Origin of the sequence: Pseudobutyrivibrio xylanivorans (assembly GCF_008935055.1) — a bacterium.
Taxonomy (GTDB): Bacteria; Bacillota; Clostridia; order Lachnospirales; family Lachnospiraceae; genus Pseudobutyrivibrio; species Pseudobutyrivibrio xylanivorans_A.
Window position 1 is genome coordinate 2,456,471 of the sequence record NZ_CP043028.1, and the last position, 11,889, is coordinate 2,468,359.

General features: G+C 39.5%; 12 protein-coding genes and 1 pseudogene. All 13 read left to right on the plus strand.

Annotation, left to right across the window (positions count from 1 at the left end):
- The first annotated feature begins 63 nt into the window (after positions 1-63).
- A complete protein-coding gene (locus tag FXF36_RS11020; RefSeq protein WP_151624038.1) occupies positions 64-627 on the plus strand; it encodes a biotin transporter BioY in 564 nt (187 codons plus the stop codon).
- A 158-nt stretch (positions 628-785) separates the two neighbouring features.
- Positions 786-1,169, plus strand: a complete 384-nt coding sequence (locus tag FXF36_RS11025) for a hypothetical protein (RefSeq protein WP_151624040.1) — start codon at positions 786-788, stop codon at positions 1,167-1,169.
- A gap of 14 nt (positions 1,170-1,183) precedes the next feature.
- The gene (locus FXF36_RS11030; protein WP_151624042.1) at positions 1,184-1,492 is read left to right on the plus strand and encodes a hypothetical protein; all 309 of its coding nucleotides are present in this window, start codon (positions 1,184-1,186) and stop codon (positions 1,490-1,492) included.
- A 164-nt stretch (positions 1,493-1,656) separates the two neighbouring features.
- Positions 1,657-2,364 carry an ABC transporter ATP-binding protein gene (locus FXF36_RS11035; protein WP_151624044.1) on the plus strand — a complete coding sequence of 236 codons (708 nt, stop codon included), beginning with the start codon at positions 1,657-1,659 and terminating at the stop codon, positions 2,362-2,364.
- A 162-nt stretch (positions 2,365-2,526) separates the two neighbouring features.
- Positions 2,527-4,863, plus strand: a complete 2,337-nt coding sequence (locus FXF36_RS11040; protein WP_174819746.1) for an FtsX-like permease family protein — start codon at positions 2,527-2,529, stop codon at positions 4,861-4,863.
- Between the two features lie 145 nt (positions 4,864-5,008).
- Positions 5,009-6,202 carry a cysteine desulfurase NifS gene (gene nifS, locus FXF36_RS11045; RefSeq protein WP_151624049.1) on the plus strand — a complete coding sequence of 398 codons (1,194 nt, stop codon included), beginning with the start codon at positions 5,009-5,011 and terminating at the stop codon, positions 6,200-6,202.
- 122 nt (positions 6,203-6,324) lie between these two features.
- Positions 6,325-6,762, plus strand: a complete 438-nt coding sequence (gene nifU / locus FXF36_RS11050) for a Fe-S cluster assembly scaffold protein NifU (protein WP_151624051.1) — start codon at positions 6,325-6,327, stop codon at positions 6,760-6,762.
- 68 nt (positions 6,763-6,830) lie between these two features.
- A complete protein-coding gene (locus tag FXF36_RS11055; RefSeq protein ID WP_151624053.1) occupies positions 6,831-8,141 on the plus strand; it encodes a Na+/H+ antiporter NhaC family protein in 1,311 nt (436 codons plus the stop codon).
- Positions 8,142-8,144: 3 nt separating this feature from the next.
- Positions 8,145-8,960, plus strand: coding sequence for an ATP-dependent sacrificial sulfur transferase LarE (larE, locus tag FXF36_RS11060; protein ID WP_167511371.1), 816 nt, complete (start codon positions 8,145-8,147; stop codon positions 8,958-8,960).
- Entirely contained in the window at positions 8,957-9,673 is a 717-nt protein-coding gene (locus FXF36_RS11065) for a tRNA threonylcarbamoyladenosine dehydratase (protein ID WP_151624056.1), read from the plus strand. Before larE ends, FXF36_RS11065 begins: the two co-directional genes overlap by 4 nt.
- Positions 9,674-9,821: 148 nt before the next feature.
- Positions 9,822-10,649: pseudogene (locus FXF36_RS11070) on the plus strand (tRNA 2-thiocytidine biosynthesis TtcA family protein); the annotation flags it as partial.
- A 92-nt stretch (positions 10,650-10,741) separates the two neighbouring features.
- Positions 10,742-11,464, plus strand: coding sequence for a hypothetical protein (locus FXF36_RS11075; RefSeq protein ID WP_151624060.1), 723 nt, complete (start codon positions 10,742-10,744; stop codon positions 11,462-11,464).
- Positions 11,430-11,870 carry a GTP pyrophosphokinase gene (locus FXF36_RS11080; RefSeq protein WP_151624062.1) on the plus strand — a complete coding sequence of 147 codons (441 nt, stop codon included), beginning with the start codon at positions 11,430-11,432 and terminating at the stop codon, positions 11,868-11,870. Before FXF36_RS11075 ends, FXF36_RS11080 begins: the two co-directional genes overlap by 35 nt.
- Positions 11,871-11,889 lie beyond the last annotated feature (19 nt).

Sequence of the window (11,889 nt, forward strand, 5' to 3'; positions counted from 1 at the left end):
CAATCACTGGGGGATATGTTACCTTTATGCAGACAACATGAAGTAAATGCATAAGGAGGCAACATGGATAATACACAATTACTTACACACAAATCAAATCTTAACACTCTGGATATTGTTTACATTGCTCTTGGGGCGGCGCTAATTACAATATGCTCATGGATAAGTATTCCAACAGCGGTACCATTTACTTTGCAGACCTTTGCAGTATTTGCAATGCTTGCACTTTTGGGAGGCAAAAGAGGAACACTTGCCACATTGGTATACATACTTTTAGGTGCAGTAGGTGCACCTGTATTTGCAGGTTTCTCAGGAGGAGTTGGAGTTCTTCTTGGCACAACTGGAGGATATATTGTTGGATTTATACTCACAGGTTTGATATATATTCTCTTTGAAAAGTTTTTTAAAAAGACTCTTGTGGGGGAAGTGATTGCACTTGTGCTTGGGCTTGTTTCCTGCTATGCTCTTGGGACAGTCTGGTTCATGACAGTTTATGCAAAATCATCAGGTGCAATTGGAGTGATGACAGCACTTGGCTGGTGTGTGTTCCCATTTATCATTCCTGATTTAATTAAGCTTGGACTGGCATTGGTTATATCCCGTAGGGTTCGTCCGGTGATAAAATAAACAGAATAAGAAAAATGTTGCGGCATGATATTCCAAGATGGAATATTGTGCCTTTTTATTTGAATGGATGGAATTGCTTAAAAATCCCATATTTAAAGGAGATTTTGCTATAATGCATCTTGCTAAAAAGAAAAGTGTTATATAGGAGGAGTAATATCATGGCATGTTTTTTAGTACCAGCCGGTGAAGGCGTAGTTACAGAAATAGTTAAAAAGGTAGAATCAAAGAAGGAATTAAATAGCGATAATTCTAAGAAATCAGAAGTAGCAGTTCCTCTTAGCAGAAAGCTTGGATGGCTCTCAAAGCTTCTTTGGGGTGGTTCAGTTCTTCTTGCATTTGAGCACGTTTGGCATGGTGAAGTTGTTCCATTTTTCCCATTTCTTACAGCAATGTCTGATCCATCTGACAAGGCAGAGATGCTTCACGAAATGTCTACAGTAGGTGTTTCTATGGCAGTTCTTATCACAGCAATCTGGATTGCAATGTGTGTTACAGCTGACATTATTGTGAAGAGACCACTTTCTACTTCAAAGACATTTTAATAGGAGGATTCGTTATGACTTTATTACTTACAGTTTTTGCAGCTGTTGTTACTACACTTGTATGGTACAACCGCAAGAACGATGAGATGAAGCTGGGCGTTCTTATGTTTATGTTTTGGGGCGCTTCAATTATGTGGCTTGTTGATGCAATCTTTGAGTATGCAGAGCTTGGCGCAGATTATTTTGCACCAGCAGTAGAGGATATGATTAATGATTCATTCCTTGGACTATCAGTTATTGCTTTGGCTTTGGTTATCTGGGTTGTATATGTTTTAATCAAGGATCCAAAGGGTACAGTCAGAAGAGCAATTACAAGCAAATAGTTAATAAGAAATTATAGTCGCAAAAGGTCGGTTCCGTTCGGAGTCGATCTTTTTTTTGTAAAAAAATTAAAAGAGTGTTGCAAAGAACATATGAATATATTATCATATGTTCAGAGGTTAGCTAATGCTAACTAAACGATTAAGTTATACGGGAGGTACATGATATGCCAGAGAATTTTTTGGAAGTACGTGACATACATAAGGCTTATGGAACGGGTGACAGCAGGCAGGAGGTTCTTCGCGGAACAGATTTTAGCGTTGCCAAAGGGGAATTTTGTGTGCTCCTTGGACCATCAGGTTCAGGCAAATCTACCTTGCTGAATATAATAGGTGGAATTGATAATGCTGATTCAGGCTATATTTCAATTGACGGAGAGAAGCTTAAGGACATGAACGAAAAGGCTCTCACAAACTATCGACGCAAGCATCTTGGCTACGTTTTTCAGCTCTATAATCTAATCCCTAATCTGAATGTAAAGGAAAACATCGAGGTTGGGGCATATCTTTCAGATAATCCATTAGACATTGACGATTTACTTAATACACTTGGGCTTTTTGAGCATCGCTATAAGCTGCCGAATCAGCTTTCAGGCGGACAGCAGCAGCGCACCTCAATTGGACGCGCCATCGTGAAGAATCCTAACATTCTCCTTTGTGATGAGCCTACTGGAGCGCTGGATTACAATACCTCAAAAGAAATCCTTAGCCTGATAGAGAACGTAAATCAGCGCTACGGAAATACGATAATCATGGTAACCCACAACGAAGCAATCTCGCATATGGCCGATCACACAATAAAACTTCGTGACGGCGTCGTTCGTAAAAACATAATTAATGACAATAAGGTTAGCGCAGTAGACTTAGAGTGGTAAGCGTAAGTGAATCTAGGCCACATAGACTTGGATAGAGAGCCAGTAGCTAACAAGCTCTTGGTGTTACTCAAGGAGCCAATCTCGCGACGGAGTAATACCAAGGCTTGTAAGCGTAACTGGCATTACTTGGAGGCCTAGATTGACTTGTGGAGGGCTAGAATTATGAGAAATCCTTTGAAAAAGAGAATACTCCGGGAGCTTCTTGCAGACTGGAAGAAATACTTTGCATTATTTGCAATTATGGTAATTACTATAGGCTTTGTGGCTGGTATGTTCGTGGCAAATGACAGCATGGAGACAGCCGCCAACGATTCCTATGAGAAATATAATATTGAAGATGGACATTTTGAACTAAAGGAGGAGGCAACTGACAAGCTTTTAGATGCAATTGAGAATGAAGGTGTTGTTACCTATAAGCAGTTCTATAAGCAGGTGTCAGAGCGAATTCCTGATAAGAAGGATGCTGAGAAATCCAAAATCAGAGTCTTTGTTATGCGAGATGAGGTCAATGGAACATGCCTCATGGAAGGTGAATATCCAAAGGCAAAGGATGAAATTGCCATTGATAGAATGCATGCAGACAATGTGGGAATAAAGGTAGGCGATACAATCAAGGTTGACGGAAAGGAAATGAAGGTCTCAGGTCTTGTGGCACTTTCAGATTACAGCACCTTGTATGAGGACAATGGTGAAATAATGTTCAATGCCATTACCTTTGATGTGGCAGTGGTCACTAAAGAGGGCTTTGATAATATCAAGGGAGCAACCGTTTATCAATACGCATATACGTATGTAGATCCCCCAGCGGACACAGAGGAGCAAAAGGAAAAATCCGATGATTTCGTAGAGGAGCTTTATAAGCTTGCTGCCACAGGTGGAGATGTTGATAATCCGGATTTTGAGCATTTGAATGAGGTGACAGGATATCTTCCAGAATATCTGAATCAGGCAACCCATTTTGCACCTGAGGATATTGGCAAGGATAAGATTATGGGCGAGGTTCTTCTTATAGTATTGATAGGTGTTATCGCTTTTATCTTTGCAATCGCAATCAGCAATACGATTTTGAACGAAGCGTCAGTGATTGGAACGCTGAGAGCCTCGGGATACACCAAGGGCGAGCTGCTTAGACACTATGTGACAGTTCCAATTTTGGTAACACTTTTGGCAGCACTTGTAGGAAATATTCTAGGCTACACTTATTTTAAAAACGTGGTAGTGTCCATGTATTACAATTCCTATAGTCTTCCTACCTATGAGACATTATGGAATACAGATGCTTTCGTCAAGACTACCGTATATCCGGTAATTCTTGTCATAGTTATAAACTTCCTTGTTATCTCTTCGAAGCTTCAGTTTTCGCCGCTTCAGTTCTTGCGAAGAGATTTGAGTAAATCCAAGAGAAAGAAGGCGATTCGACTACCGAGATGGAATTTCCTGAATCGATTTAGACTGCGTGTGCTTATGCAGAATGTAACAGGCTATTTCACATTATTCCTTGGAATATGCTTTGTTATGATATTGATTGATTTTGCAGTTGGTCTGCCATCTACATTAAAGAACTATCAGGATAATGCGGCGGATTATATGATTACTGATTATCAGTACGTGCTGAAAAAGACTGTGGACCCAGAGGGCAATGAGATTACAACCAAGGTAAAGGATGCTGAGAAGTACAGCTCAAGAGGCTTGCTTACAATAGACGGCGTGCACGTGGACGAGGAAATTACAGTTTACGGATACACGAAGGACAGTAATTACATTATCCTTCCAAATGAGGCTAAGGAAAATGAGATTTGGGTATCAGAATCCTTTGCAGAAAAATTCTCATTGGAAGAAGGGCAGAAATTGACCCTAAAGGAGCAGTACACCAGCGATATACATGATTTCATCATCAGAGGTATTTATAATCAGCCTGGCATGATGGCAATCTTTATGCCTAACGAAAACTTCAACAAGATGTTTGATTACGATGATGATCATTTTACTGGATATCTTTCCGACAAGGAGATAACCGATATTGATGATGAGTATATTTTATCCGTAATTACGATAGACGATATTTTGAAGATGGCTAATCAGCTGGATCACTCAATGGGCGCTTACATGGATTATTTTGGCTATGGCTGCATGGCGCTTGCTGTTCTTCTGATACTTCTTTTGACAAAGATAATTATCGAGAAGAATACAGTGTCAATTTCAATGCTGAAGGTGCTTGGCTACAACAATGGTGAGATTAATAGTATCTTCATCAGACTCACGACTATTATGGTAGTTGTGTTTGCAGTGATTTCGACAAAGCTCAGTGACATAGTGCTTCAGGAAATGTGGAAATCTGTAATGTACGGATTGAACGGCTGGTTCAATTTCTACGCATCAGTTCAGGATTATGCAAAAATGGTTTTGATGGTTGTGGTTTCATACTTGATAGTAGTATTGCTTGATATGAGGAGAATCAAAAAGATTCCATTAACCGAAGCATTAAAGAGCGTAGAGTAGTTCTTGATAAAAAATATCAACAGAGGAAATAGCATCATTTACCTATTGACTGAATGGGTAATTGATGCTATTTTTATTTACATATCAAACGGGTAGGTGAATGCGGCTCGTTAATAATTTATATATAATAGAAAGGTTATGAAATATGTTCGTATATGCAGATAATGCAGCAACTACAGCTGTTAGTCCTAAGGTTGTGGAAGCAATGCTTCCATATTTTACAGAGGTTTATGGAAACCCATCAAGCTTATATTCAGTTGGTCAGAAGGCAAAGGAGGTTTTGGAGGAGTCTCGTGAGAGAATCGCAAAGCTTCTTGGTGCAAAGCCACGTGAGATTTATTTCACATCAGGCGGTAGTGAGGCTGACAATCAGGCTATAATTTCAGCAGCCAGACTTGGAGAGAAGAAGGGAAAGAAGCACATCGTTTCTACAAAGTTCGAGCATCACGCAGTGCTTCACACACTTCAGGCTCTTGAGAAGGAAGGATTTGAGGTTACACTTGTTGATGTTAATTCAAACGGTGTTGTAAAGGTGGAAGATATCGCAGCAGCAATTCGTGAGGATACAGCACTTGTAACAGTGATGTATGCAAATAACGAAATCGGAACAATCCAGCCAATCGCTGAAATCGGCGCAGTTTGCAAGGAAAGAGGAGTTCTTTTCCACACAGATGCAGTTCAGGCAGTAAGCCATGTTCACATTGATGTGGTTGAGCAGAATATCGATATGCTTTCAATCTCAGCTCACAAGTTTCACGGTCCTAAGGGCGTTGGAGTTCTTTATGCAAGAGGCGGCATCATTCTTACAAATGTAATCAATGGTGGTGCGCAGGAGCGTGGTAAGAGAGCAGGTACAGAAAACCTTGCAGGTATTGTTGGTATGACAGTTGCTCTTGAGGATGCAATTTCACATATTGACGAGAATAATGAAAAGTTCGCAAAGCTTCAGGATAAGCTTATCGAAGGTCTTTCTAATATTCCTTATTCAGAGCTTAACGGCGACAGAAATCTTAGAGTTAAGTCCAATGTAAACTTCTGCTTTGAGGGAATTGAGGGTGAATCACTTCTATTATTAGTAGATGATAAGGGTGTTGCAGTTTCATCTGGTTCAGCCTGCACATCAGGCTCACTTGATCCTAGCCATGTGCTTCTCGCAATCGGACGTCCACATGAGGTAGCTCACGGTTCACTTCGTATTTCTCTTGGCGAGGATGCCACAGAGGAGCAGGTTGATTACATCATCAAGTCAGTTGGTGAGGTTGTGGAGTACTTAAGAGGCTTCTCACCATTCTGGGGTGATTTAGTAAGTGGAAAGCGTCCACACGTACTGCATCAATAAAGTCGACTTAAGGAAGGCTTTATTGATGCCCAGAAGTGCCTATTTGCCAAAGGCAAATTTAAAATGGCACTTCTTCATTGTTTTGTAAATTAATTAGAAAAAATACCGGAGGAATAATTAAAATGGCATTATATAGTGAAAAGGTAATGGATCACTTCAGAAATCCACGAAACGTAGGAGTGATTGAAGATGCGTCAGGAGTTGGCGAGGTTGGTAACCCAGTCTGTGGCGACATCATGAAGATTTACTTAAAGATAAATGATGAGCAGATTATTGAGGATGTTAAGTTTGAGACATTTGGTTGCGGTAGCGCGATCGCATCATCATCAATGGCAACAGAGCTTATTATGGGCAAGCCAGTTTCAGAGGCACTTCAGCTTACAAACAAGGCTGTTACAGAGGCACTTGATGGACTTCCACCACACAAGCTTCACTGTTCAGTTCTTGCTGAGGAAGCAATCAAGAGTGCGGTAAAGGATTACTATGACAAGAACGGCATCGCATATGATCCAAAGGATTTCCCTGAGGAGCATGACTGTGAAAGTTGTCATATGCATTAATTTGCAAATAATGGCTGAACAAAGTAAAATAGTTTCTATCTGATTTTATAAATGAAGGGAAACTATTAATGAGTAACACAAATCAACAACCAAAAGCAAATGCTAAGGCGTTACTTCCTATAGCATTGTTTTTGGTTTTATATCTTGGAAATGGTATTTATTTCCAGTATATTTCACCGATTGAAGGGCAGATGGGATTCTATGTAGTCTCGGTAGTTCTGTCCTTTACTTTTGCGCTTATTCTTGCTTTTACACAAAACAGAAGCAAGAGCTTCGAGGAAAAGATTCATATATGCGCCGAGGGCATTGGGGACGACAATATTGTAACAATGCTTTTTATTTTCATTTTGGCAGGTGCTTTTAGTGGAGTAGCGGGCGAGGCAGGTGGAGCTTCATCCACAGCGAATCTTTTGCTTAGCGTTATCCCAGGCAGATTTGCTGTGCCTGGTTTATTTATTATTGCCTGTCTTATTTCTATGGCAATGGGCACCAGCGTGGGAACGATTTCTGTACTTGCGCCTATTGCATGCGCTGTATCAAAAAATGGAAATCTCAGTCTGGCCTTTTGTGTTGGAGTAGTTGTCGGTGGAGCAATGTTTGGGGATAATTTATCCTTTATTTCAGACACGACTATTGCATCAACCAAAACTCAGGGTATAGCCATGAAGGATAAGTTTGAGGCAAATTTAAAGCTTGCATTGCCTTCGGCTATAGTCACATTGGTTATCCTTGTGACCTATTCTTTTGCAAAAGGTGGAGTTGCTATCGGAAATTATGATTATAATATTTGGCAGGCACTTCCATATTTCGTCGTATTATTATTATCTATTCTTAGTGTAAATGTATTTAAGGTATTATTGCTTGGATGCTTTATGTTTATAGTAGTGGGAATATTTACTGGCTCACTTACTTATGTTTCAGGACTTTCTTCTATGGGAACAGGAATAGCCGGAATGTTTGAGACCATGATTGTAACTATTCTTGTTGCATCAGTTGCATCTCTTATCAGGGAGCATGGTGGCTTTGAAGCTATATTAGAGATAATAAGAAAAAAAGCAGGGAACAAAAAAGGTGGAATGCTTGGTATTGCTTTCCTTACTATGTTTATGGATCTTGCAACTGCAAATAATACTGTTGCTATTGTAATAGCAGCGCCTATTGCAAAGCATATTAGCGAAGAGTATGGCGTGGAGCCTAAGAAGACAGCATCGCTCCTTGATACATGTTCTTGCATCATGCAGGGAATCATTCCTTATGGAGCTCAGCTTCTTGTGGCAGCAAATATTGCAAAGATTGCCAGCTTTTCACTTATTCCATGGTTGATTTATCCATTTGTTTTGATAGTATTTGTAGCGATTTCAATTTTGAAAGAAAAATAATCAATGAAAATGAATTTAGAGGAAAAATATCAGCGTCTAATTGCATATATAAAAGAGCTTGATAGAGTTGCAGTGGCTTTTTCCAGTGGCGTGGATTCTACTTTTTTACTTTATGCTGCAAAGCAGGCAGTGGGGGACAATGCCATAGCAATTACTGCAATTTCTGATTTAATTCCGAAGAGAGAGCAGGATGAGGCCACTAAGTTTTGCAGGGATAATGGCATTAAACAAATAGTGTATAATGCTAATCCGTTTGAAGTAGAAGGCTTTTCAGGCAATCCCTCAAACCGTTGTTATATATGTAAGAAGCATTTGTTTTCTCATATGAAGGCTTTAGCCTTAGGTCAGGATATTAAATATGTTTTAGAGGGTTCTAACCTGGATGATGAAGGAGACTATCGTCCTGGAATGCAGGCGATAGCTGAGCTTGAAATATTAAGTCCGCTTCGTATTATCGGATTTACGAAACAAGAGATTCGGGAGTTATCTTCTGAGTTTGGATTACCTACAGCAAACAAGCCATCCTTTGCATGTCTTGCCAGCCGGATTCCTTATGAGGAGACTATTACAGAAAACAAGCTCTTCATGGTTGAAAAAGCAGAGGAACTGTTGTATAACGAGGGCTTCAAACAATTTAGAGTTAGAATACATGGGGATGATTTGGCTAGGATAGAGGTTCTTCCAGAGGACTTTAATAGATTTATGGATGAGGATTATAGAATTCGTATATACGATATTCTGAAAATCTATGGCTTCAATTATGTATCACTGGATTTAAAGGGATACAGAACGGGAAGCATGAACGAGGTATTGAAATAATGAATCAGTTTTCAAGAACAGAGCTTTTGATAGGAAAAACCTCTGTGGAGAAATTACATAATAAAAGAGTTGCCATCTTTGGAATAGGTGGTGTTGGTGGTTACGTTTGTGAGGCTTTGGTTCGCAGCGGAGTGGGCCATTTTGATTTGATTGATAACGACGATGTGAGCCTCACAAATATTAACAGACAGATTATTGCTACTCATTCTACAGTTGGCAGAGACAAGGTTGAGGTAATGAAGGAGCGTATGCTGGACATTAATCCTGAGGTTGATGTGACGATTCATAAATGCTTTTTTCTACCAGACAATGCAGATACCTTTGATTTTAAGGAATATGATTATGTGGTGGATGCTGTTGATACAGTTACAGCAAAGCTTGCTCTTATTATGAAATGTAAGGAGAGCAATACTCCAATTATCAGTAGCATGGGCACTGGAAATAAGATGGATCCTAGCCGTTTTAGAATAGCTGATATTAATGAGACCACAATGTGCCCTTTAGCAAAAGTCATGAGAAAAGAGCTAAAGAAGCGTGGAGTTGATTCGCTAAAAGTAGTTTTCTCAGATGAAAAGCCACTTGAACCATCCACCGATGTTGATGAGGTAGAGGAGCCATCTGATGGCAGAAGAGCTGTGCCTGGTTCATCGTCATTTTGTCCGCCAGTGGCTGGACTTATAATAGCAAGTGAAGTAGTAAAGGATTTGATATAAGCCTTCCCCTTGAGGGGTGCTAGATGCCAGTGGCATATGTTTAGCACCGACCGAGGCGGTAGCCGAGAAAAGGTGTCAGCAAAGCTGACGGATGAGGTGTTAATTGAAAGATATAAATAATCAAAATTTAGAATTAGATTTGGAAGCAAAAAGAGATGAAATAGAAAAGAGCATAAGAAAGAAATTTCATAAGTCTCTTTTTTCTCCTTTTGCCCGTGCCTGCAAGCAGTATGAGCTAATCAAAGAAGGCGATCACATCTGTGTATGTATCTCGGGTGGTAAGGATTCTATGCTTATGGCAAAGCTTTTCCAGGAAATACAGCGTCATCAGAAGGTTAATTTTGAGCTTTCATTCTTAGTGATGGATCCAGGATATAGCAAGGCTAACAGAGAGCTTATCGAAAGTAACGCCAAGCTTATGGGGATTCCAATTGAGATATACGAAAGTGATATTTTTGATTCAGTAGATAATATCGAAAAGAATCCTTGCTATCTCTGTGCAAGAATGCGTAGAGGTCATTTGTATGCTAAGGCTAAAGAGATGGGCTGTAATAAGATAGCGCTTGGTCACCATTATGATGATGTTATTGAGACTATTCTTATGGGTATGCTTTATGGCGCACAGGTACAGACCATGATGCCAAAGCTTCATTCAACAAACTTTGAAGGCATGGAATTAATTCGTCCGCTATACCTTATTCGTCAGGATGATATTATTGCATGGGTTAAATATAATGAGCTTAGATTTTTACAGTGTGCATGTCATTTTACAGAGCGTAATGCAAATTATTCGCCAGATGATATAGTTGAATCAAAACGAATAGAGACTCGTAGACTCATTGCAGAGCTAAAAAAGGTTAACCCATACGTGGAGTCAAACATTTTCCGTAGTGTTGAAAACGTAAACCTTGCGACAGTAATAGCATACAAGCAGGATGGTGTGAAACATCATTTCCTGGATGAATATGATAAATAAAATAGTTTTTTTCGTTTGCAGTTTCTTCATAAATTGGTTTTATAATTGCGATATAAGTGGAAATGGCTGTTCTTTTACAAAGGAGAATTGAAATGGATGTAAAAGCTTCAAGTCTTAATCTAACTAATAAAACTGTGATACCTGCAAAAAATGCTGATGTTTCAAATAATGGTAAAGCTGTTCTTGGAGAGAAAAAGATTGATGCATGTTCTGTCTCTTTTTCCAGGGAGGGAACAGAAAAGTTTAAAGCTAATTCTAATACTATGCCTAATAAGAATTCAGAGTCCTATAGTGAATATGTGACTAGAATGGATGATATTCTTACCAAGATGGCAGAGGGACAGGCGCTTTCAAGTAAGGAACAGCAATGGCTCGACAGCGAGGTTCAGAATTATGCGTCGGGGCAATATGATAGCTTTGGAGGCTTTGATTTTAAGAACTCAGATATTCTTAATAAATACCTGGAAGACAGGGAAGCCAAAGAGCGAGAGTATAAAAGATTGACAGAAGAATTAGAGGCTGATAAGGCTTTACATGATGGCAGCCTGTTTAGCCATTTAAAGAAAGAACATGATCTTCAGGCTAAGGAAGATCTAATAAAAGCCTTGACTGAAAGTTTGCATGAAGAAGAAAACTTTGATACAGAGACAGACAAGCAGGACAGTGAAGCTGATGAGGTCTACTTCAAGGACGGCTTTATAGATAGGTACGTGGAAAAGGAAGTGCAGAAGATGGAGGAGTCTATTGGCAGGGATTTGAAGAAATCTATTAAGATTGGAAATGGGGATGAAGCTCTCGCTTACAGAGGCTTTTAATAATATTTATGATATTGCTGGTGTAAGATGTGTGTGCCCTTATATCAAGGATGTTTACCTTATTAGGGATAGAATTCTCTCTCAGGATGATGTGCAGATAATAGAAATAAAAGACTATATTGCAAGTCCAAAGCCAAATGGTTATCGGAGCCTACACATGATTATTCGTGTTCCTGTGTACTTTATGAATAAGAAGCAGATGATTCCAGTAGAGCTTCAAATTCGTACTACAGCTATGGATTTATGGGCGTCTCTTGAGCACGATATTAAGTATAAGACTCTATCAAAGAAGGAAAAATCACTAGACGCTCAGGAAGTAGATTTCGAAGAGGAACTCTTGGCTGCAGCAGAGCTAATCTATGCTGCGCAGCAGAAGCTGGAAATATTGAATTCGATAATTGAATAAGTAGACTAAAAAAGTGGAG

What these genes read in the sequence shown, in the direction of transcription:
- FXF36_RS11020 (WP_151624038.1), top strand. Translation starts at nt 64, where the DNA reads ATGGATAATACACAATTACTTACACACAAATCAAATCTTAACACTCTG.
- FXF36_RS11025 (WP_151624040.1), top strand. Translation starts at nt 786, where the DNA reads ATGGCATGTTTTTTAGTACCAGCCGGTGAAGGCGTAGTTACAGAAATA.
- FXF36_RS11030 (WP_151624042.1), top strand. Translation starts at nt 1,184, where the DNA reads ATGACTTTATTACTTACAGTTTTTGCAGCTGTTGTTACTACACTTGTA.
- FXF36_RS11035 (WP_151624044.1), top strand. Translation starts at nt 1,657, where the DNA reads ATGCCAGAGAATTTTTTGGAAGTACGTGACATACATAAGGCTTATGGA.
- FXF36_RS11040 (WP_174819746.1), top strand. Translation starts at nt 2,527, where the DNA reads ATGAGAAATCCTTTGAAAAAGAGAATACTCCGGGAGCTTCTTGCAGAC.
- nifS (WP_151624049.1), top strand. Translation starts at nt 5,009, where the DNA reads ATGTTCGTATATGCAGATAATGCAGCAACTACAGCTGTTAGTCCTAAG.
- nifU (WP_151624051.1), top strand. Translation starts at nt 6,325, where the DNA reads ATGGCATTATATAGTGAAAAGGTAATGGATCACTTCAGAAATCCACGA.
- FXF36_RS11055 (WP_151624053.1), top strand. Translation starts at nt 6,831, where the DNA reads ATGAGTAACACAAATCAACAACCAAAAGCAAATGCTAAGGCGTTACTT.
- larE (WP_167511371.1), top strand. Translation starts at nt 8,145, where the DNA reads ATGAAAATGAATTTAGAGGAAAAATATCAGCGTCTAATTGCATATATA.
- FXF36_RS11075 (WP_151624060.1), top strand. Translation starts at nt 10,742, where the DNA reads ATGGATGTAAAAGCTTCAAGTCTTAATCTAACTAATAAAACTGTGATA.
- FXF36_RS11080 (WP_151624062.1), top strand. Translation starts at nt 11,430, where the DNA reads ATGGGGATGAAGCTCTCGCTTACAGAGGCTTTTAATAATATTTATGAT.